15 protein-coding genes and 1 tRNA gene are annotated in these 22,436 nt (G+C 71.5%); 15 read left to right on the forward strand and 1 reads right to left on the reverse strand.

Annotation, left to right across the window (positions count from 1 at the left end; translation table 11 throughout):
* Positions 1–79: 79 nt before the first annotated feature.
* From BG418_RS07170 to BG418_RS07240, 15 genes are all read left to right on the forward strand, one after another.
* Complete coding sequence (locus BG418_RS07170) at positions 80–433, forward strand: STAS domain-containing protein (protein WP_188272881.1); 354 nt, start codon at positions 80–82, stop codon at positions 431–433.
* Positions 434–536: 103 nt separating this feature from the next.
* Positions 537–980: an ATP-binding protein gene (locus tag BG418_RS07175; protein WP_188272882.1), complete on the forward strand. Its 444-nt coding sequence runs from the start codon at positions 537–539 to the stop codon at positions 978–980.
* Between the two features lie 260 nt (positions 981–1,240).
* Entirely contained in the window at positions 1,241–3,634 is a 2,394-nt protein-coding gene (locus BG418_RS07180) for a sodium-translocating pyrophosphatase (RefSeq protein ID WP_188272883.1), read from the forward strand.
* Between the two features lie 211 nt (positions 3,635–3,845).
* Complete coding sequence (locus BG418_RS07185) at positions 3,846–4,556, forward strand: small secreted protein (protein ID WP_188272884.1); 711 nt, start codon at positions 3,846–3,848, stop codon at positions 4,554–4,556.
* A 181-nt stretch (positions 4,557–4,737) separates the two neighbouring features.
* Complete coding sequence (locus BG418_RS07190) at positions 4,738–6,261, forward strand: methyltransferase (protein ID WP_188272885.1); 1,524 nt, start codon at positions 4,738–4,740, stop codon at positions 6,259–6,261.
* 94 nt (positions 6,262–6,355) lie between these two features.
* Positions 6,356–7,363 carry a helix-turn-helix transcriptional regulator gene (locus BG418_RS07195; protein ID WP_188272886.1) on the forward strand — a complete coding sequence of 336 codons (1,008 nt, stop codon included), beginning with the start codon at positions 6,356–6,358 and terminating at the stop codon, positions 7,361–7,363.
* Between the two features lie 117 nt (positions 7,364–7,480).
* A complete protein-coding gene (locus tag BG418_RS07200) occupies positions 7,481–8,488 on the forward strand; it encodes an ABC transporter ATP-binding protein (protein ID WP_188272887.1) in 1,008 nt (335 codons plus the stop codon).
* Positions 8,485–9,267, forward strand: a complete 783-nt coding sequence (locus tag BG418_RS07205) for an ABC transporter permease (protein WP_317453543.1) — start codon at positions 8,485–8,487, stop codon at positions 9,265–9,267. The genes BG418_RS07200 and BG418_RS07205 overlap by 4 nt, the downstream gene beginning before the upstream one ends.
* Positions 9,268–9,276: 9 nt before the next feature.
* On the forward strand, positions 9,277–10,071 hold the full coding sequence (locus BG418_RS07210; RefSeq protein WP_188272888.1) for an ABC transporter permease: 795 nt from the start codon (positions 9,277–9,279) through the stop codon (positions 10,069–10,071).
* Positions 10,072–10,317: 246 nt separating this feature from the next.
* Positions 10,318–10,533 (forward strand): hypothetical protein, encoded by a 216-nt coding sequence (locus BG418_RS07215; RefSeq protein ID WP_223184483.1) that lies wholly within the window; start codon positions 10,318–10,320, stop codon positions 10,531–10,533.
* Positions 10,534–10,864: 331 nt separating this feature from the next.
* The gene (topA, locus tag BG418_RS07220; RefSeq protein ID WP_188272889.1) at positions 10,865–13,669 is read left to right on the forward strand and encodes a type I DNA topoisomerase; all 2,805 of its coding nucleotides are present in this window, start codon (positions 10,865–10,867) and stop codon (positions 13,667–13,669) included.
* Between the two features lie 116 nt (positions 13,670–13,785).
* Positions 13,786–17,034 (forward strand): dTMP kinase, encoded by a 3,249-nt coding sequence (gene tmk / locus BG418_RS07225; RefSeq protein ID WP_188272890.1) that lies wholly within the window; start codon positions 13,786–13,788, stop codon positions 17,032–17,034.
* Between the two features lie 137 nt (positions 17,035–17,171).
* Positions 17,172–18,377, forward strand: coding sequence for a DNA polymerase III subunit delta' (locus tag BG418_RS07230; protein ID WP_188272891.1), 1,206 nt, complete (start codon positions 17,172–17,174; stop codon positions 18,375–18,377).
* Positions 18,378–18,503: 126 nt separating this feature from the next.
* A complete protein-coding gene (locus BG418_RS07235; protein WP_188272892.1) occupies positions 18,504–20,048 on the forward strand; it encodes an alpha/beta hydrolase in 1,545 nt (514 codons plus the stop codon).
* A 96-nt stretch (positions 20,049–20,144) separates the two neighbouring features.
* Positions 20,145–20,218: transfer RNA gene (locus BG418_RS07240), tRNA-Thr, on the forward strand.
* Positions 20,219–20,707: 489 nt separating this feature from the next.
* On the opposite strand, the gene BG418_RS07245 is transcribed toward BG418_RS07240, so the two are convergent.
* Positions 20,708–22,219: an FAD-binding oxidoreductase gene (locus BG418_RS07245; protein ID WP_188272893.1), complete on the reverse strand. Its 1,512-nt coding sequence runs from the start codon at positions 22,217–22,219 to the stop codon at positions 20,708–20,710.
* Between the last annotated feature and the right edge of the window lie 217 nt (positions 22,220–22,436).

Raw genomic sequence — 22,436 nt, forward strand, 5'->3', positions numbered from 1 at the left:
CGCGGCTGGCGATCCGTTCTCTGGCTCCGCCGGGGAGACTCAGGGGGCGGCCGCTCGATAGCAAGGTGCTGGAGGATCCGTGGACCTGTCCCTGTCGACTCGCAATGTGTCCGGCCCTGGTGGCGACCGTACGGTCGTCGAGGTCGGTGGCGAGATTGATGTGTATACCGCGCCCAAGCTGCGCGAGCAGTTGGTCGAGTTGGTGAACGACGGCAGCTACCACCTGGTTGTCGACATGGAGGGCGTGGACTTCCTCGACTCCACCGGTCTCGGCGTGCTCGTGGGCGGACTCAAGCGTGTCCGCGCCCATGAGGGCTCGCTGCGGCTCGTCTGCAACCAGGAGCGCATTCTGAAGATCTTCCGGATCACCGGGCTCACCAAGGTGTTCCCGATCCACAGCTCGGTCGATGAGGCCGTCAACGCGACCGACTGACGGCGGCCGTCCCTGGACGGCTCCGGAGGAAGGACAGGGGCACCGGGCCTCACCAAGGCCCGGGGCCTCTGAGACGCACGCCCGTATGCCCGAGGGGGATCGCATGGCCACCGTTGAACTCCGCTTCAGCGCCCAGCCCGAACATGTCCGGACGGCCCGCCTGGTGGCGGCCGCCGTGGCGCGCCGGGCCGGAGTGGACGAGGCGGTCCTCGACGAGGTGAGGCTGGCCGTCGGCGAGGCGTGCAGCCGCGCCGTCGGGCTGCACCGTGCGTACGGGGTGGCCGCGCCGGTGCGGGTCGTGCTGACCGAGGAGGAGAAGGCGTTCTCCATCGAGGTCGGCGACGAGGTGCCCGGTACCGGTTCGGGGGGCGCCGCACCGGGTGCCCGGGACGCCGCGTCCCAGGACGAGCTGGACGACGCGGGCGAGGACGAGATGGGCCTCGCGGTCATCAGTGGCCTCGTCGACGACGTGGAGGTCACTTCGGACGAGTCCGGCGGTGTCATCCGCATGACCTGGCCGACGACCGAGGCCCCTGCCATGCCCTGAGCGTGCCCTGACGTTTTTCTTGATCCCCGCTGTGGAGGCCCTGCTGAGCAGGGCCTTTTTCTGTTGTAAAGATTATTTTCGCGATCCCGGATGAGGCGTCAATGCTTTTGCCCCATTACCGCTTTCGGGGGCCTTTGTGTGGCGCGATCATTTGCTGAGGAGCAACTGAAGGTCAATTCCGCTGGCCGCGCCCTGTTTTGATCGTGTTCCGCTCCCTACAATCCGTCCACATCTTGAGCTCTGAGCGTCAAGGAGGACGAATGGCGGGGCTCTTCAACCCACAAGAACTCGATCACCCCACTTCACTCGCGGCCGCGGTTCTGACCGACGGCAACCGGTTGATCGTGATCGTCATCGCGGCCGTGGCCCTCGCGGCCCTGGTCGTGGCCCAACTGCTGGTCCGTCAGGTACTGGCGGCAGGCGAGGGCACCGAATCTATGAAGAAGATCGCGGCGGCCGTACAGGAAGGCGCTAATGCCTATCTGGCCCGGCAGTTGCGCACCCTCGGCGTCTTCGCCGTCGTGGTGTTCTTCCTGTTGTTCCTGCTGCCGGCCGACAACTGGTCGCAGCGCGCGGGCCGATCGGCCTTCTTCCTGATCGGCGCGCTCTTCTCGGCGACGACCGGATACGTCGGCATGCGTCTCGCCGTTCGCGCGAATGTGCGTGTGGCGGCCGCCGCCCGCGAGGCGACCCCCGCGGAAGGCGAACCAGAAAAAGATCTCACGGCCGTCTCGCACAAAGCCATGAAGATCGCTTTCCGTACGGGCGGCGTGGTCGGCATGTTCACGGTGGGCCTCGGCCTGCTGGGTGCCTCCTGCGTCGTCCTGGTCTACGCGGCCGACGCCCCGAAGGTGCTGGAGGGCTTCGGTCTCGGTGCGGCGCTGATCGCCATGTTCATGCGTGTCGGCGGCGGCATCTTCACCAAGGCCGCCGACGTCGGCGCCGACCTCGTCGGCAAGGTGGAACAGGGCATTCCGGAGGACGACCCGAGGAACGCCGCCACCATCGCCGACAACGTGGGCGACAACGTCGGCGACTGCGCCGGCATGGCCGCCGACCTCTTCGAGTCGTACGCCGTGACGCTGGTCGCGGCCCTCATCCTCGGCAAGGCGGCCTTCGGCGACTCGGGCCTGGCCTTCCCGCTGATCGTTCCGGCGATCGGCGTGGTCACCGCGATGATCGGCATCTTCGCGGTCGCCCCGCGGCGCGCCGACCGCAGCGGGATGTCGGCCATCAACCGCGGCTTCTTCATCTCCGCGGTGATCTCGCTCACCCTGGTGGCGGTGGCGGTCTTCGTCTATCTCCCGTCGTCGTACGCCAAGTTGGACGGGGTCTCCGACGCCGCCATCAAGAACCACGGCGGCGACCCGAGGGTCCTCGCGCTGGTAGCGGTGGCCATCGGCATCGTGCTCGCCGCGGTGATCCAGCAACTGACCGGGTACTTCACCGAGACCACCCGGCGCCCCGTCCGCGACATCGGCAAGTCGTCGCTCACGGGCCCCGCGACGGTCGTCCTGGCCGGTATCTCCATCGGCCTGGAGTCCGCTGTCTACACGGCGCTGCTGATCGGTCTGAGCGTCTACGGCGCCTTCCTGCTCGGCGGTACGTCGATCATGCTCGCGCTGTTCGCGGTGGCGCTGGCCGGCACCGGCCTGCTCACCACGGTCGGCGTGATCGTCGCCATGGACACGTTCGGCCCGGTCTCCGACAACGCGCAGGGCATCGCCGAGATGTCCGGCGACGTGGAGGGCGCCGGCGCCCGGGTCCTCACCGACCTGGACGCCGTGGGCAACACCACCAAGGCCATCACCAAGGGCATCGCCATCGCCACCGCGGTCCTCGCGGCGGCGGCGCTGTACGGCTCGTACCGCGACGCCATCGCCACGGCGGTGGGCGACGTGGGAGCCAAGACCGACGCGATGACGCTCAGCATGGACATCTCACAGCCCAACAACCTGGTGGGCCTGATGCTGGGCGCCGCCGTCGTGTTCCTCTTCTCGGGCCTCGCGATCAACGCGGTCTCCCGGTCGGCGGGCGCGGTGGTCTTCGAGGTGCGGCGCCAGTTCCGCGAGCACCCCGGGATCATGGACTACAGCGAGCAGCCGGAGTACGGGCGAGTCGTCGACATCTGTACGAAGGACGCGCTTCGGGAGCTGGCCACCCCCGGTCTGCTCGCGGTGCTCGCGCCCATCGCGGTCGGCTTCACCTTCGGTGTGGGCGCGCTCGGCTCGTATCTCGCGGGCGCGATCGGCACCGGCACGCTGATGGCCGTCTTCCTCGCCAACTCCGGTGGCGCGTGGGACAACGCCAAGAAGATGGTCGAGGACGGCAACTTCGGCGGCAAGGGCAGTGAGGCCCATGCCGCCACCGTGATCGGCGACACCGTCGGCGACCCGTTCAAGGACACCGCCGGACCGGCCATCAACCCGCTGCTGAAGGTGATGAACCTGGTGGCGCTGCTCATCGCGCCCGCCGTGGTCAAGTTCAGCTACGGAGCGGACGCCAGCCCCGGTGTGCGCGCGGTCGTCGCGGTCCTCGCGACGGCCGTCATCATCGGCGCGGTGTACGTCTCCAAGCGGCGCGGAGTGGCCGTGGGCGACGAGGGAAACCACGAGATGACCGCCAAGTCACCTGACCCTGCGGTCGTTTCCTAGCGACACCTCGACAAGAGCGGGCGGGCAGTGCGAATTGACGCACTGTCCGCCCGTCGCGTTGTCCGGCAAGCCCCGTCGTACGGGCGCCGTGAGCCTTGTCTCCCTTGGTGCAAATGGCTGCAAAAGCCAGCAGATCCGGCGTACGACACGCGGTTGTCGCCCACTTGGCGTGTATGTTCCGGGGCCGAGAGCCTTGGAAGGGACCGATCCGGTGAACAAGAAGCTTGCGGCCGCACTGTCCGGCGGTGCGGTACTGGTGCTCGCGTTGTCGGCATGCAGCAGCGACGACTCGGGCAAGAAGGTGAACGACTGGGCCAAGACCTTCTGTGACCAGGCCCAGCCGCAGATCAAGAAGATCACTGACGCCAACGCCGCCATCGAGAAGCAGACGGCGGACGAGAGCAAGCCGGCCGATGTCCAGAAGACGGACTCGACGGCCTTCCAGCAGATCTCGGACGCGTACAAGGCGCTGGCCGACAGCATCAACAAGGCCGGTGCCCCGCCCGTCAAGGACGGCGACAAGACGCAGCAGGAGGCCGCCAAGGAGCTGACCGCCTCCTCCGCCTCGTACGCCGACCTCAAGAAGAAGGTCGACGCGCTCGACACCGGCGACCAGGCGAAGTTCGCGGACGGCCTCAAGGGCGTCGCCGACCAGCTGAACACCATCAGCAAGAGCAGTGACGACGCCCTCAAGAAGCTGGAGTCGGGCGACCTCGGCAAGGCGATGCAGAAGCAGCCCGGCTGCCAGAAGCAGACGCCCTCCACGACCTCCTCGCCGGCGGCCGGTGGCGGCGCCTCCAAGGATGCGTCCCCGGCGGCCTCCGCCTCCAAGGGCGCCAAGCCGTCGGATTCCGCGAAGCCGTCGGAGTCGGCCAAGCCGTCCGACTCGGCCAAGCCCTCGGCCTCGTCGAGCGGCCAGTAGCACCGGCGGAGACCAGCTCCACGCGCGCGTCCGCCGCGCGGGGCCCCGCGCCTCGTGCGGCGGACGCCACGCGCGCGTGGAGCGGCACGACGCCCCGCGCGCACTCCCCTTTCGGACGGCCCGGACCCATGTGGGTGCCGGGCCGTGGGTGTTTGTCAGTGCCAGCCGCCACAATGGCCGGGTGAGTACGACCAGTGATTCCGCCAGTTCGCCCGCCGGCCTGCCCGTGCCCGACCGCGCCGCGCGGCTCCGCGACGCCCTGATCGCGGCCGACTTCACCGCCGACGGGCTGCTCGACCTGCTCGGCGCGCCCGCCTACGCCGCGCTGGCCCGCAGCGAGACGGTGCCCGCCCTGCGCGCCACGCGCGGCGGATCGCCGCTCGACACGCTGGTGCGGCTCTTCCTGCTCCAGCAGCCCGTCGCGTACGAGGCCGCCCGCGCGGCCCTGCCGGGCGACGAGGCCCTGGAGGACGGCTGGATCACCCGTACCGGTGATGAAGTGCGGGCCGCGGTTGACGTGCGTCCGTACGGCGGACCGGAGGGCGAGGACTGGTTCATCGTCTCCGACCTCGGCTGCGCGGTCGGCGGCGCCGGCGGCGCGAGCGGCCGCGACGAGGGCATGGTCCTCGGGGTCGGCGGCGCGTCCACCACGCTCGCCGGGCTCACCGTGCGCACGCCGGTCGCGTCCGCCCTGGACGTCGGCACCGGCTCCGGAATCCAGGCGCTGCACGCCGCACAGCACGTGACCCGGGTCACCGCCACCGACCTCAACCCGCGCGCGCTCGCCTTCACCCGGCTCACCCTCGCCCTGTCCGGCGCGCCCGAGGCGGAGCTGATCGAGGGCTCCCTGTACGAACCGGTGGGCTCCGCCACGTACGACCTGATCGTCTCCAACCCGCCGTTCGTCATCTCGCCGGGCGCGCGCCTGACGTATCGGGACGGCGGGATGGGCGGGGACGATCTGTGCCGCTCGATCGTTCAGCAGGCGGGGGCACGGCTGAACGAAGGGGGGTACGCGCAGTTCCTCGCCAACTGGCAGCACGTCGAGGGCGAGGAGTGGCAGGAGCGGCTGCGCTCCTGGGTGCCGCGCGGCTGCGACGCCTGGATCGTGCAGCGCGAGGTCCAGGACATCACGCAGTACGCGGAGCTGTGGCTGCGGGACGCCGGGGACCACCGCACCGACCCGGAGCAGTACGCGGCGCGCTACGAGGCGTGGCTCGACGAGTTCGACGCACGCAAGACCAAGGCGGTCGGCTTCGGCTGGATCACCCTGCACAAGTCCGGCTCCGAGCAGCCCTCGATCACCGTCGAGGAGTGGCCGCACCCGGTCGAGCAGCCGCTCGGCGACACCGTGCGCACCCACTTCGCCCGCCAGGAGTACCTGCGCACCCACGACGACGCGGCGCTGCTCGCCTCCCGCTTCCGCCTCGCCGACGAGGTGGTGCAGGAACAGGTCGGGCTGCCGGGCGCCGAGGACCCCGAGCACGTGGTGCTCCGGCAGAACCGGGGCATGCGCCGGGCCACCACGGTGGACACGGTGGGCGCGGGCTTCGCGGGCGTCTGCGACGGCCAGCTGGACGCCGGGCGGATCCTGGACGCCATCGCCCAGTTGCTCGGCGAGGACGCGGTACTGCTGCGCGACCGCACGCCGGAGGCGATCCGGATGCTGGTCGGACAGGGGTTCCTGGAGCCGATGGACGACTGACGGGGGCCGCGTGGGGGGTGCGGGGGAGCGGCGGGCCGAAACCGGCCGCGCAGGGGCAGCGGCGGGATGACGGACTGACGGGAGGGGGAAACGCATGATCCGGATCGAGCTGGACGAGGCGGCGCTCGGGGCCACCCGCATAGCCGTCAGCCCGCTGTGGGAGGCGTTCTGCAGCCTGCACCTCCTGGGGCCGCAGCGCCGGCCCTCCTGGCCGTACCAGGAGTGGGCGGTACGCGCGCGCGAGGTGCTCCGTGAGGACGAGCGCGTGCGCCCGCTGCGGCAGCTCCTTGAGGGGCCGCTGAACTTCCCCGACTTCATCCTGCCGCAGCCGACCGGCACCCACTCGGTGTACGAGGAGATCGCCCAGGTCCGCGCCACCCCGCCCGAGGTCGTCCGTACGCAGCTGGCCGAGCACTACCCGGACCTGGACGACCACCCGCTGGTGCGGCCCTACCGCGAGGACCCGCAGGCGGCCTGCGCGGCGCTCGCCGACGCGTACGAGGCGTACTGGGAGGGGGCGCTGGCGGACCTGTGGCCGACCATGCGGCGCCTCGTCGAGGACGAAGTCCTCGTCCGGGCGCGGACGTTCGCGACCGAGGGCGTCGACGCGCTGTTCGCCGGGCTTGAGTCACGGGCCCGGTGGGAGCCGCCTGTCCTGGAGCTGACCAAGCACATAGACGCCGAGTACCGGGCCGGGGAGCGGCGGCTGCTCCTGGTGCCGCTGGTCTTCGCCGAGGGCTGCCGGCTCTACTCGACGGACGACCCCGAGGTGCTGACGGTCTCCTTCCAGGCGCGCGGCGCGGGCGCCCTGCGGGAGTCGCCCGAGTCCCTGGCGCCCGCCGAGGACCGGCTCGGGATGCTGCTGGGGCGCGGACGGGCGGCGGTGCTGCGGCAGTTGGGCGGCCCGCTGACCACCGCCGGGCTCGCGGACCGGCTCTCGCTGGCCCCGAGCACCGTCTCGGAGCATCTGTCGGGGCTGGCCGAGGCCGGGGTGGTCACCCGGCACCGGGTCGGCCGCAGCGTCTACTACCAGCTGACGGACACGGGCCGCTCGCTGCTCGCCCTGCTGTCGGGCGAGGACGTGCTGCGGGCGGTGGGCTGAGGGCGGCCGGGCCTGGGACCAGCCCGCCTCCCCGCGCCCGGCGAGCGTGCGGAGGCGACGATTCGGGGCGCGCCGAATCAATGGCCGGAGGTGACACCCGCCCCTAGCGTCGCGGACATGACAGCGATTGAAGTACGTGAACTGCGCCGCACGTACACCTCCCGCACGGGCTGGCTGCGGCCCCGCCGGGTGGAGACCGAGGCGGTGCGCGGAGTCAGCTTCGACGTCGGAGAGGGGGAGCTGTTCGGGCTGCTCGGGCCCAACGGCGCGGGCAAGACCACCACCATCAAAATGCTCAACACCCTGCTGCTGCCGACCTCCGGCACGGCCCGGGTGCTCGGCCACGACGTCGCGCGCGACCCCGTCGCCGTCCGCCGACGCATCGGGTACGTCTTCGGCGGCGACCGGGGCCTGTACGAGCGGCTGTCCGCCCTCGACAACCTGCGGTACTTCGCCGAGCTGTACGGCGTCGAGCCGCGCGAGCAGAAGGCGCGGATCGCCGAACTCCTCGAACTGGTCGGGCTCGACGGACGCGAGCGCGAACGCGTCGAGGGGTACTCGCGCGGCATGCGGCAGCGGCTGCACATCGCGCGCGGCCTGCTGCACCACCCCGACGTGCTCTTCCTCGACGAGCCGTCCATCGGCGTCGACCCGGTCGCCGCGCGCGACCTGCGCCGCACCGTCGCCGACCTGAAGGCCGTCGGCACCACGGTCCTGCTCACCACGCACTACATGGCCGAGGCCGACGAACTCTGCGACCGGATCGCCGTCATCGCGGGCGGCACCATCCGGGCCCTCGGCACCCCCGACGAGCTCAAGTCCCGTATCCAGGAGCGCGACGTCGTCGAGCTGGAGGCGTACGGAGCGGACGAGGCGGCCCTCGAACGGCTGCGGCGGCTGCCCGGGGTACGCGGCGTCGCCGCCGAGGACCGGGGCGCCGCACAGGCCGTCACCGTACAGACCGACCGGGGCGCCGACGTGCACGGACAGGTGCTCGCCGCGCTCGACGGCATCCGTGTCGGCCGCGTCGTCACCCGTGAACCGACCCTGGAGGACGCCTACATCGCGATCGTCGAGGACGCCGACACCTCCGCGCGGCCGACGGTGCGCGAGGTGACCGCGTGAGGCGGCTGCTGAGGATCGGCCGCCTCGTACGCGTCGGCGTGCGCACCCACGTCACCTATATGTCGCGCTCGCCGATCGAGATCACCTTCGCCGTCCTGGTCCCGCTCGTCTACGCCACCCTCGCCGTCTACCTCTTCCGCGCCGCCGGCGATCCCGACCGGCTGCTCACCGCCTCCGTCGGCGCCGGCCTCATGGGCATCTGGTCGTCGGTGCTCTTCGGCTCGGGCGGCGCCGTGCAGAACCAGCGCTGGCTCGGCACCCTGGAGACGCTGGTCGTCTCCCCGACCAGGCTGCCGCTGATCCTGCTGCCCATCACCCTCGCCACCGCCGTCATCGGCACGTACGCCATGGTGGCCACGGTGGGGTGGGGCTGGCTGCTGTTCGGCGTGCCGCTCGACTTCGCCCACCCCTTCCTCTTCCTTCTCGCCGTCCCGGTGTGCGTGCTCGCGCTCGGCATGATGGGGCTGCTCCTGGCGGCCACTTTCGTCCTCCTGCGCAACGCCAACGCCCTGGCCAACCCGCTGGACGCACCCGTGTGGATGCTGTCCGGAATGCTCGTCCCGATCGGCTCGCTGCCCGGCTGGACCCGGCCCATCTCCTGGATCCTGCCGACCACTTGGGGCTCCCGGGCCGTCCACGCGGCGACCTCCGGCGGCGACGTGCTCGGCCCGACGGGGCTCGCCCTCGCCCTCGGCGCCGCGTACGCGCTGCTCGCCGTCGCCGTCCTCGGCCGGGTCGAGCGCCGGGCCCGCGCCGCCGCCACCCTCGCCCTCGCCTAGGAGCCACCGATGCTGCGTCAACTCATCCGCACCGGACGCCTCGTGGTCGTCGGCGGCGCCATCTCCTACCGGGCGCTCTTCAACTGGACCACCCCGCCCATGTTCATCGGAACCCTGCTCGTCGGCCCCGTCCTGCAACTTCTCTTCTTCGTCTTCCTCGGCCGGGAACTCGGCGTCGCCGACGACCGTTTCTACCTCATAGGAAACGCCGTACTCGCCTCCTCCACCGCGTGCGTGTACGGCGGCACGATGGCCGTCTCGAACGAGCGGCGGTACGGCACGCTGGGTGCCGTCCTGCTCTCGCCGAGGCGCCGCGCGCCCCTGTGGTTCGGCCGCGCCCTCCCGTACGTCCTCAACGGGCTGGTGGTCAGTGCCTTCACGCTCGCCGCCGCGTGTCTGGTGCTGGGACTGAGCCTGCCCGCCGGGGCCGTGCCCGGGCTCGCCCTGGTCCTGGTCGCGGCAGCCGTCGCGTGCTCGGCGTTCGGGCTCGCCCTCGGCGCGCTGGGGCTGCGTTTCCGCGATGTGTTCCTGGTGTCGAATGTGGCCAGTTCGGCACTGCTGTTGCTCACCGGTGCCAATGTGCCGCGTGCGTCCCTGCCGGGATGGATGCGTACGACAGGTGAGGTACTGCCGCTCACCCATGCGGCGGGTGCGGCCCGGCGGCTCGCGTCGGGTGGTGCTACCGCATGGCGCCAGGTCGGGGCGGAACTGGCGGTGGGCGTGGGCTGGGCCGTGCTCGCGGTGCTGCTGCTGACCGTCTTCGAACACGGCAGCCGCCGCCGGGCCACGCTCGACGTGATGTGACCTGGGGCGGGGAGGGGGAGTGGGGTGGGTGGGGGGGGAGGAGGATCCCCCCCCAGAGTCCGATGAGGGTCCGATTTCAGCCAACAAATGCCCCCACCCAACCCCCTTCCCGCACCGCACCAGCCCCCCTCCCCATCACCCCCGACACGCCCCCCGCCCCCGCTGGGCCGGATGGAGGTGTGCCGAGGTGTGCCCGTTCACCTGGAGTTCGCCGGGACTCCGCCCGGGAGTGCCAGGATCCGCGCCATGAACGGGATGGGTGGGGCGGAGGCGGCTCCGGCCGTGTTCGCGGGGACGGTCTTCGTACTGTTCGGGGGCGCGCTGCTCGCCTGGACGGGGGCGCGTGTCCGGCATCGCGAGCCGGTCGCGGACGGGGGCAGTCCGGCCGTGTCGGCGGCGCTGGCGACATGCTTCGGCGTGGCGTTCCTCGTCGCCGGGGTGTGGTGCTTCACACGCATGTGATGTCTCGGCGCGCCGTTGAGCGGGTCGTCGGCGATCACGCCGAACCGTCGCGCCGACCCGCCGGGCCGGTGGGCACTCTCCCGGGGACCATGCCCAGGTCGGCGACCGAGTAGACGCCCGGGCCGATGGCCGGCTCCGCGCTGGGACGAAACGCTTTTCACAACGTTGTCGGGCGGTCCGGGCGGCAGACTCGCCGTAAGTCGGGTTACCGTTCGAGTGGCCGCTGCGGGCTTTTGCTGTTTGACACGGGGGCGGGTTGTACCGTCACACTCCGCAGCGACCGTACAGCTCGTACGTGCCACCCGAGTGCCGACCGGAGAGAAGAGCGAAGTTGTCCCCGACCAGCGAGACCGCAAAGGGCGGCCGCCGACTCGTCATCGTCGAGTCTCCTGCCAAGGCGAAGACGATCAAGGGCTACCTGGGCCCCGGTTATGTCGTCGAGGCGAGTGTCGGGCACATCCGCGACCTGCCGAACGGCGCCGCCGAGGTGCCGGACAAGTACACCGGCGAGGTGCGCCGCCTCGGCGTTGACGTCGAGCATGACTTCCAGCCCATCTATGTCGTCAACGCCGACAAGAAGGCGCAGGTCAGAAAGCTCAAGGAGCTGCTGGCCGAGTCCGACGAACTTTTCCTCGCCACCGATGAGGACCGCGAGGGCGAAGCCATCGCGTGGCACCTTCAGGAAGTCCTGAAGCCCAAGGTCCCGGTCCACCGGATGGTCTTCCACGAGATCACCAAGGACGCGATCCGGGACGCCGTCGCCAACCCGCGCGAGCTCAACCAGCGCATGGTCGACGCCCAGGAGACCCGCCGTATCCTCGACCGCCTCTATGGCTACGAGGTCTCGCCGGTGCTGTGGAAGAAGGTCATGCCGAGGCTCTCGGCGGGCCGCGTCCAGTCGGTGGCGACCCGACTCGTGGTGGAGCGGGAACGCGAGCGCATCGCTTTTCGTTCTGCTGAGTACTGGGACCTGACCGGGACGTTCTCCACCGGCCGGGCGGGCGACGCCTCCGACCCGTCCTCGCTGGTGGCACGGCTCGCGACGGTCGACGGCCGCCGGGTGGCGCAGGGCCGCGACTTCGGTCCCGACGGAAAACTGAAGAGCGACGTCCTCCACCTCGACGAGGCGAACGCCCGAGCCCTGGCGGCCGCTCTCGCCGACACGGCCTTCGCCGTGCGCTCGGTGGAGTCCAAGCCGTACCGCCGCTCGCCGTACGCCCCGTTCCGTACGACGACGCTCCAGCAGGAGGCCTCCCGCAAGCTCGGCTTCGGGGCCAAGGCCACCATGCAGGTCGCCCAGAAGCTGTATGAGAACGGCTTCATCACCTATATGCGTACGGACTCCACCACGCTGTCCGAGACGGCGGTGTCGGCGGCCCGTGCGCAGGTGACGCAGCTGTACGGCGCGGACTATCTGCCGGAGAAGCCGCGTACGTACGCCGGGAAGGTCAAGAACGCGCAGGAGGCGCACGAGGCGATCCGCCCGTCGGGTGATCGTTTCCGCACTCCGGCCGAGACGGGTCTGACCGGTGACCAGTTCCGGCTCTACGAGCTGATCTGGAAGCGGACGGTCGCGTCCCAGATGAAGGACGCGGTCGGCAACTCCGTGACCGTGAAGATCGCGGGCCGGGCGAGCGACGGGCGGGACGCGGAGTTCACCGCGTCCGGCAAGACGATCACCTTCCACGGCTTCATGAAGGCGTACGTCGAGGGCGCGGACGACCCGAACGCGGAGCTGGACGACCGCGAGCGGCGCCTTCCGCAGGTCGCCGAGGGCGACGCGCTGTCGGCCGAGGAGATCACGGCGGACGGCCACGCGACCAAGCCGCCGGCGCGCTACACCGAGGCGTCGCTGGTCAAGGAGCTGGAAGAGCGCGAGATCGGGCGGCCGTCGACGTACGCCTCGATCATCGGCACGATCCTGGACCGCGGCTATGTCTTCAAGAAGGGCACGGCGCTGGTCCCGTCGTTCCTGAGCTTCGCGGTGGTCAACCTGCTGGAGAAGCACTTCGGCCGGCTGGTGGACTACGACTTCACCGCGCGGATGGAGGACGACCTCGACCGCATCGCGCGTGGCGAGGCGCAGGCGGTGCCGTGGCTGAAGCGTTTCTACTTCGGCGAGGGCGAGGCCGGCGCGGCCTCCGACGCCGGTAACGGCGACGGGGACCACCTGGGTGGTCTCAAGGAGCTGGTCACGGACCTCGGTGCGATCGACGCGCGCGAGATCTCCTCGTTCCCGGTGGGGAACCAGATCGTGCTGCGGGTGGGCCGCTACGGGCCGTACATCGAGCGCGGTGAGAAGGACGCCGAGGGTCACCAGCGTGCGGACGTGCCGGAGGACATGGCGCCGGACGAGCTGACGGTGGAGCTGGCGGAGGAGCTGCTGGCCAAGCCGAGCGGCGACTTCGAGCTGGGCGCGGACCCGGTGAGCGGCAACCAGATCGTGGCGAAGGACGGCCGGTACGGGCCGTATGTCACCGAGATCCTGCCCGAGGGCACGCCGAAGACGGGCAAGAACGCGGTGAAGCCGCGTACGGCCTCGCTGTTCAAGTCGATGGCGCTCGACACGGTCACGCTCGATGACGCGCTGAAGCTGATGTCGCTGCCGCGTGTGGTGGGCGCCGACGCCGAGGGCGTGGAGATCACCGCGCAGAACGGGCGCTACGGGCCGTACCTGAAGAAGGGCACGGACTCGCGGTCGCTGGAGTCGGAGGACCAGCTCTTCTCCATCACCCTGGAGGAGGCGCTGGCGATCTACGCCCAGCCGAAGGCCCGTGGGCGTGCGGCCGCCAAGCCGCCGCTCAAGGAGCTGGGCACGGACCCGGTGAGCGAGCGTCCGGTGGTCGTGAAGGACGGGCGCTTCGGCCCGTACGTCACGGACGGCGAGACCAACGCGACGCTGCGGACCGACGACAGCGTGGAGGACATCACTCCGGAGCGCGGCTACGAGCTGCTGGCGGAGAAGCGGGCGAAGGGGCCGGCCAAGAAGACGGCCAAGAAGGCGCCCGCCAAGAAGGCTCCGGCGAAGAAGACCGCGGCCAAGAAGACGGCCGCAAAGAAGACGGCGGCCACCGCCAAGAAGGCGCCTGCCAAGAAGACGGCGGCGGCCGCGAAGAAGGCGGCCGCGGCCGAGTAAGGCCTTGGACGGGCTCCGCTTGCCCGTGGTCCCGGTGGGGGCCATAGGCAGGCGGAGCCCGCCCGTATGTTCGGGCGGGCCCGCAAGGACCCGGAGGGTCCGGATAGGCTGGGCGGATGACGCGAGCCGAGCAGCCCCACAGCTCTGAAGGCGCAGGGGGGACCCCCACGGGCGTGAGCCCCACCTCCGACGCCCTAGCCGCAGACTCACGCGAGCGCGCCGTACGTGCGTTGTTGCGCATCCCGTCGCTGAGGCGGCTGTGGAGCGCCCAGTTCGTCGGCGGGGTCGGTGACGCTCTCGCCGTACTCGTCCTGCTGCTGTTGGCGCTCCAGGCGGCAGTCTCCGAGGACGCTCTCGGCGGCGGCTACCGGGGCGCGGCCTTCGCCGTGGCCGCGGTGTTCGGCGCCCGGCTCGTCGCGACGGTGCTGTTCGGGGCGGTGCTGCTCGGTCCCGTTTCCGCGCTGATCGTGCCCAGCGGTCCGCTGGACCGGCGCTGGACCATGATCGGGGCGGACGGCGTACGTGCCGCGCTGTTGATCGTCGCGCCGCTGTGGATCGACTGGACGCCGGACAACGCGCTGGTGTTCATCCTGGTCACGGCCTTTGTGGCCGGGATCGCCGAGCGGTTCTGGACGGTCGCCAAGGAGAGCGCGGCGCCCGCGCTGTTGCCCGCGCCCCCGCTGGAGGGTGCTTCCGTGCGCCCCCTGCCGGACCACCTGGACGCGCTGCGGCGCCTTTCGCTGCGTACGACGTTCGCGGCGATGCCCACGGCGGCCGTCGCGCTGCTCGTCGCGGCCCTCGTCAGCAAGGGCCTCGGCAAGGGCATCGACTGGTTCGACCTGCACCAGGCGGCCCTCGGCTCGTATGTGGCGGCGGGTCTGTTCGCCGCGTCCGTCTCGGTCCTGGCGATGCTCCAGCTCCCCGGCACACAGACGCCACGCGCGCGTTCCCCGCTGGAGGGGCTGCGCAGGCCGTCGACCGGCGCCGGGCCCGACAAGGGGCGTACGGGCGCGGTTCCGCTGCTCGTGCTGGCCTGCGGCGCGGTCGCCGGGGCGATCGCCGCGGCCGCCGCTGTCGCCGTGCTGCACGCCGCCGACCTGGGCGGCGGCCCGGCCGCGTTCGCGCTGCTGATCCTCGCGCTGGTGGGCGGCACGGGTGTCGGCGTCCGCGTGGCGCCGAAGGTGCTGCCGGTCCTTTCGCGGCGGCGCCTCCTCGCGCTGGCGATCGCCCTCACGGGTGTCGCGCTGCTCGCGATGGGCCTGGTGCCGGACACGGCGACCGTGCTGTTCATCGCGTTGGGCGCCGGTGTCGCGGCCGGTATCGCCGCCAACAGCGGGCACACGCTGATCGACCAGGAGACCGAGGAGTACCGGCGGGCCCGCACCACCGATCACCTCCAGGCGGTCGTACGGGTCGCGATCGGCCTCGGCGCGATCCTCGCCCCGCTGGTCGCCGCCGCCATCGGCCCGCACCGGCTCGCCGGGGACGGTTTCGTCTTCGCGCACGGCGGCGCAGGCTTCACGCTGATGCTGGCCGGCGCGCTGCTGTTGCCGGTCGCCGCCGTGGTCCTGGCCAAGACCGACGACCGCCAGGGTGTGCCGCTGCGGCGCGATCTGCGGGACGCGGTGCGCGGCGCCGACCCGGCGCAGGCCCCGGCCGCCACCGGCTTCTTCATCGCGCTTGAGGGCGGCGACGGCGCGGGCAAGTCCACGCAGGCGCAGGCGCTGGCCGAGTGGATCCGGGCCAAGGGCCACGAGGTCGTGGTGACCCGCGAGCCGGGCGCCACGCCGGTCGGCAAGCGGCTGCGGTCGATCCTGCTCGACGTCTCCAGCGCCGGGCTCTCCAACCGCGCGGAGGCGCTGCTGTACGCGGCGGACCGCGCCGAGCACATCGACTCGCTGGTGCGCCCCGCCCTGGAGCGCGGCGCGATCGTCATCTCGGACCGCTACATCGACTCCTCGGTCGCCTACCAGGGCGCCGGACGCGATCTGTCCCCGACCGAGATCGCCCGTATCAACCGCTGGGCGACCGGCGGTCTCGTACCGCATCTGACGGTGCTCCTGGACGTCGCGCCGGAGACCGCGCGCGAGCGGTTCACGGAGGCGCCGGACCGGCTTGAGTCGGAGCCGCCCGAGTTCCACGCGCGCGTACGTGCCGGGTTCCTGACGCTCGCGGCCGCCGACCCGTCCCGCTACCTGGTGGTGGACGCGGGCCAGGAGCCGGAGGCGGTCACCACGGTCGTACGCCATCGGCTCGACCAGATGCTGCCGCTCTCCGAGGCCGAGGTGAAGGCCCAGGAGGAGGCGCGCAAGGCCGCCGAGGAGGAGGCCCGCCGCAAGGCGGAGGAGGAGGCCGCGCGCAAGGCCGAGGAGGAGCGGCTGGAGCGCGAGCGCCAGGAGCAGCTCGCCAAGCTGCGCGCCGAGGAGGAGGAACGCAAGCGGCGCGAGCTGGAGGAGGCGCGCCGCCGCGAGGAGGAGCGCCAGGCCGAGGAGGCCCGCCGCAAGGCCGAGGAGGCGCGGCGGCTCGCCGAGGAGGAGCGCGTACGGCGCGAGGCGGAGGCCAAGGCCGCCGCGGCCGAGCAGGAGCGTCTGCGCAAGCTCGCGGAGGAGCAGGCCCGGCTGCGCGCCGAGGCGGAGGAGCGCCGCCTGGAGAAGCAGCGCAAGGCCGAGGAGGCGCTGGTGCGGGCCGAGGAGGCCCGGCGTCTCGCGGAGGCGGCTGCCGCGGCCGCCGCGGCGACGGCTGCCACGGTGACCGAGTCGGCTTCCGCGCCGGCTCCGGCCACGCGCGCGAGGCCGAAGGCCGCGCCGGAGTCGGACTCCGAGATCACGGTCCCGACGCCGGTGGTGAGCCCCGAGCCCGCGAGCGACAGCGAGGTCACCCAGGAGGTGCCGGTGCCGGGGGCCGGTGCCGGACCGGCCGCCGGGGACGCCAAGGCGGACGCCGACGCGACCACCGTCCTGCCGCAGATCCCGGCCGACGCCGCCGAGACGACGGTGCTGCCGCCGGTGCGGGACGCCGACGAGACGGCTGTGCTGCCGTCCGTACGCGATGAGGCCGCGGGTCGCGGTGCGCAGCAGCCCGTACGGGGCACGGACGCGGACCGTTTCCCGCCCGGCATCTTCCGCGACGAGCAGGCCGCGCGCGGCGAGCAGGGGGACGGCCGGGAGAACGACCGGACGCGGGAGCTGCCGCAGGTCGACCCGGAGCAGCTGCGGGCGGAGCCGGAGCAGAAGCGTCCGTCGCGGCCCCGGCGGCGTTCGGACTGGGCCGAGGAGACCCCGCTGGACGATCTTCCGACGCTCGCCGACGAACTGCTCGGGCCGCACGCCGACGACGATGACGACCGGCGGGGCCGCCGCCGCTGACCAGCGGGGCAGCCGCGCGGGACGGGATTGTCAGACCCCTGCCCCACAATGGGGTGCGTAACGGGGACGTACGGGTCGGAACGCGGAATTCAGCACTCTGAGCGCTGTATTCCGAACAGAGCGGGAGGCGGTGAGCCATGACGGTGTGGGACGACCTGGTCGGGCAGGACCGGGTGCAGGAGCAGCTGGCCGCCGCCGCGCGCGACGCCGACGCGCTGGTCACCGCCACGTCGACGGGTGCGCCGGTGCCCGACGCGTCGAGGATGACGCACGCGTGGCTGTTCACCGGGCCGCCGGGTTCGGGCCGTTCCACGGCGGCGCGCGCGTTCGCCGCCGCGCTGCAGTGCGTCAGCCCGGACCGGGCGCTGGGCGGCGCGCCGGGGTGCGGGTTCTGCGACGGCTGCCACACCAGCCTGGTCGGCACGCACGCGGACGTGGAGATCGTCCGTACGGATCTGCTCTCCATCGGCGTCAAGGAGACCCGCGATCTCGTCCGCAGGGCTCAGCTGTCCCCGGCCGTGGGCCGCTGGCAGGTGATCGTCCTGGAGGACGCCGACCGGCTCACTGAGGGCGCCGGCAACGTGCTCCTGAAGGCCGTCGAGGAGCCCGCCCCGCGCACGGTGTGGCTGCTGTGCGCGCCGTCGCTGGAGGACGTGCTGCCGACGATCCGCTCGCGCTGCCGCCATCTGACGCTGCGGACGCCGTCCGTGGAGGCCGTGGCCGACGTGCTGGTCCGCCGTGACGGCATCGCGCCGGAGATCGCGGCGGCCGCCGCCCGCGCCACGCAGGGACACATCGGCCGGGCCCGCCGCCTGGCCACCGACGAGGGCGCGCGCGCCCGTCGCGCCGCCGTCCTGAAGGTGCCGCTGCGGGTCGAGGACATCGGCGGCTGCCTGAAGGCCGCGCAGGAGCTGGTGGACACCGCCGCCGAGGACGCCAAGCAGCTCGCCGAGGAGGTCGACGTCAAGGAGACGGAGGACCTGAAGCAGGCCCTGGGCGCCCAGGCGGGCGGCCGGATGCCGCGCGGCACCGCCGGGGCGATGAAGGAGCTGGAGGACCGCCAGAAGCGCCGCAAGACGCGTACGCAGCGGGACAGCCTGGACCTCGCGCTCACCGACCTGACCGGCTTCTACCGCGACGTCCTGGCGATACAGCTCGGCGCCCGTACGGAGCTGGCGAACGCCGACGCGCGGGACGCGGTGGACCGGATCGCCCGGGGCTCCGGTCCTGAGGCGACCCTGCGCCGCATCGAGGCGGTCCTGGCCTGCCGCCAGGCCCTGGACCGCAACGTGGCACCGCTGCTCGCGGTGGAGGCGATGACGGTGGCGCTGCGGGCGGGGTGACGGACGCGTGTCGGGCGCGTCCGGCACGGATGGTGTCCGCACACCGGGTTGACCGCCTCACTCGTACGAGCCGTCGTCCGCCGACGGGCAGGGCACCAGGTGTCACTCGGCGGTTACGCTCCCGGGATGGACTCCAGGCGTCTGCTCCGTTCCTCCGCCATCGCCGCCGTGACCGCCGGACTGCTCGTCTCCGGATGCTCGTCCTCAAGCTCGTCCACCACCGCGACCGCGTCCACCACGTCGGCGGGCGGTGCGCAGACGTCGGCCGCGCTGCGCACGTACTACCAGCAGAAACTCAGCTGGCGGGCGTGCGGCGTGCCCGGCTTCGAGTGCTCCACGATGAAGGCCCCGCTCGACTACGCCAAGCCCGCGAGCGCGTCGGTGAACCTGGCGGTCGCCCGTAAGAAGGCCACCGGCCCGGGCAAGCGGATCGGCTCGCTCCTGGTGAACCCGGGCGGCCCCGGCGGCACGGCGGTCGGCTACCTCCAGCAGTACGCGGGGCTCGGCTACCCCGCTCCCGTACGGGCCCGGTACGACATGGTGGCCGTCGACCCGCGCGGGGTCGCCCGCAGCGAGCCCGTCGAGTGCCTGACGAGCCAGGAGATGGACGCGTTCACGCAGGTCGACCAGACCCCGGACGACGCCGCCGAGAAGACGGCGCTGGAGAACTCGTTCAAGAACTTCGCGGCGGGCTGCGAGAAGCACTCCGGCAGGATCCTTCCGCATGTCTCCACGGTGGAGGCGGCCCGTGACATGGACATCCTGCGGGCGCTGCTCGGCGACGAGAAGCTGCACTACGTGGGCGCTTCGTACGGCACGTTCCTGGGCGCGACCTACGCCGAGCTGTTCCCGGACCGCACCGGGCGCCTGGTCCTGGACGGCGCGATGGACCCGTCCCTGCCGGCGCTGGAGATGAACCGGGACCAGACGGCGGGCTTCGAGACGGCGTTCCAGTCGTTCGCGGCGGACTGTGTCCAGCGCAAGGAGTGCCCGCTGGGCACGAAGTCGGTGGCGGACGCGTCGACGCGGCTGAAGGCGTTCTTCGCCGAGCTCGACGCGAAGCCGATCGAGACGGGCGAGAGCCGCACGCTCGGCGAGGCGCTGGCCACGACCGGGGTGATCGCGGCGATGTACGACGAGACGACCTGGCCCGAGCTGCGCACCAGCCTCAGCCGCGCCCTGCACGGCGACGGCGGCGGCCTGCTGACCCTCGCCGACTCGTACTACGAGCGGGACGCCGACGGGAAGTACGCCAACCTCATGTACGCCAACGCGGCCGTGAACTGCCTGGACCTGCCCCCGGCCTTCTCCGGCCCGGACGCGGTCGCCGCCGCGCTCCCGTCCTTCCGCAAGGCGTCCCCGGTCTTCGGCGAAGGCTTCGCGTGGGCGGCCCTGAACTGCGCGTACTGGCCCCTGAAGGCGACCGGCGCCCCGCACCGGATCGAGGCGAAGGGCGCGGCGCCGATCGTGGTGGTCGGCACCACCCGCGACCCGGCCACCCCCTACAAGTGGGCCCAGTCCCTCGCCTCCCAGCTCTCCTCCGGCCGCCTCCTCACGTACGAGGGCGACGGCCACACCGCGTACGGCCGGGGCAGCGACTGCATCGACACCGCGATCAACACCTACCTCCTGGAGGGCACGCCTCCGCCCACCGGCAAGAAGTGCACCTGAGCTGCGCGAGTCCCTCGAACAGGCGTGGTCAGGAGCACCCCCGGAAACTGTGTAGACTTGGCCGCGTTGCTGATCGCACCATGGTGCGGACGGCGCGCCGCCTTAGCTCAGTTGGCCAGAGCAACGCACTCGTAATGCGTAGGTCTCGGGTTCGAATCCCGAAGGCGGCTCGGATTAACCCCAGGACTCACTCGCCGTGACCTGGGGTTTTTTCATGCCTGGATCCGGCGGGGGCGAATCTCGATGATCTTCGCGCCGTCATGTGTGGCCGTTGTGTGGCCATCGGTGTCTGCGACTGCCCCGGCTCCCCGCCCGGCGAGGTGGGCGGGGCTGTCTGAAACGATCGAGCTGCTCGTACGCGAGGGAACGGCTGACGACGCCAAGTGGACGAAGGCCCACCAGCTGGCCAGTGCGGCGCGTGATGCCTTCTACGTGTCCTCGCGGCGCGACCTGGGGATCGCTGGCGCACCCCCTCCCTCTGGAGAGTGGCCGCGGCCCTGGCGGGTCGAACTCTCCGGGACGGACAGGTAGATCATCATCCCCTGACCCGGGGCGGATCACGGGGTGCCGCTCTTTTCTGCCGGGAAGGGCCAGGTGGGATTGAGAATCCCACCTGGCCCTTCCCCCGCGCGTACCCGCCCCGTCAGGCGATCAGGTCGTCAGTCGATCCCCTGCGCGAACGAGAACACCCCGTACGGGTCGTACTTGGACTTGAGGTAGGACAGGCGGTCGTAGTTGACGCCGTAGTACGCCTCGCGCCAGTTCGGGAGTTTCGGGTCGATGAAGTTCTGGTAGGACTCGCCGCGCGAGATCGGGTCCACCGCCGCGAAGCCGTTGTCGCAGAAGCGCTGGGCCGAGTCGAGCTCGGCGCCGGACAGGACTCCGTTCGCGAAGCTGTAGTACGACGTCAGGAGCGTGCTGTCGCGGTGGACGTACGCCGTCGCCGTGCGCGAGACCGTGTTCGCGGCGCCGCCGAGCGCCACGATCTCGAACATGTGGAAGTGGCCGGCCGTGCGCTCGGTGTCGAAGACGCCGACCATCCGGGCCCAGTCGGACTCGCTGGGCGTGTCGCTCAGCAGGCGGCCGCGGCCCAGCGCGTTGCCGAACGGGGCGAGCTTGCCGTTCGTCGGGTCCCAGGTGTTGTTGTGGCACTGCTGCTGCGAGTACGTGCCGCAGCCGAAGATCTTCATCATCGCGGACCGGTAGGTGTCCGTGTAGATGTTCTGCTGGACGGGGTTCGTGCCGGTCGCGGCGATCAGGCGGGCGATCTCGGTGTCGAACTCCGCGCGCGTGCCGACCGACGCCACCTGCACCACCACCAGCGGCGCGGCACCCGGCGTCGCGTCGAACAGGTCGATGTTGGAGCGGCTGCCGAACGTCGTCGGCGCGCCTTCCAGCCACTGGGTCAGGCCGTGCAGCGCGCCGACCGCGTGGTCGTAGGTGAAGGTCAGCTCGGCGAAGTGCAGGGTCGGGACCGCCGACGGGGTCACCGTGTACTGCGTCACGATGCCGAAGTTGCCGCCGCCACCGCCGCGGATCGCCCAGAACAGGTCCGGGTTCGAGGTCGCCGACGCCGTGACCTGGCGGCCGTTGGCCAGGACCACCTTCGCCGCCGTCACGTTGTCCAGGCCCAGGCCGTGGGAGCGGGTGAGCAGGCCGACGCCGCCGCCCTGGAGGAAACCGCCGAGCCCGACGGTCGGGAACAGGCCGCCCGGGATCGCCAGGCCGCTCGCGCCGAGGCCGTTGACGAGGTCGACCAGTTGCGTACCGCCGCCGACGGTCGCCGTGCCGGACCCGGCCGTCACCGCGTTCAGACGCGAGACGTCGATGATCATGCCGGTGGTGGTCGAGTAGCCGCCGCCGCTGTGGCCGCCGCTGCGCGCGGCGACCGGAATGTCGTGGTACTGCGCGAAAATCAGGCTGTTGGTCACGTCGTTGGCGTTCGCCGCGTACACGACGGCCTGCGGATTGGTGAGGCTGAACTGGGCGTACTCGACGGTCTTGGCCGTCTGGTACGAGGAGTCGGACGGCAGCACCAGCGTGCCCGTCAGATTCGCCCGCAGCCGGTCCCACTGGCTGGTGGTCGTGGCGGTCGCGGTGGTGAAGCCCGACAGGGACAGGGCCGCGGCCCCGGCTCCCGCCATTCCGATGAGCGACCTGCGTGTGATCATTCCGTGCTCTCCCCTGTGATGCCGAATGACATGAAGGCGACCCATGTCATGAACGCGATCCCCGGCCCGTATCCCTCCACCCCAAGGGCTGGGAATCCTGCCATGTTTCCGTCAGACGCGTGGGGCAGTTGGCCAGTACGGCGAGAGCTCGCCTACCGCTCAAGTCCCGCTAGAACCAGAGGGATTGGGGCGCGACCGGATGAGGTGCGGCGTTCAA

The sequence above is a fragment of the Streptomyces sp. CBMA152 genome, assembly GCF_014596475.1.
Lineage (GTDB): Bacteria > Actinomycetota > Actinomycetes > Streptomycetales > Streptomycetaceae > Streptomyces.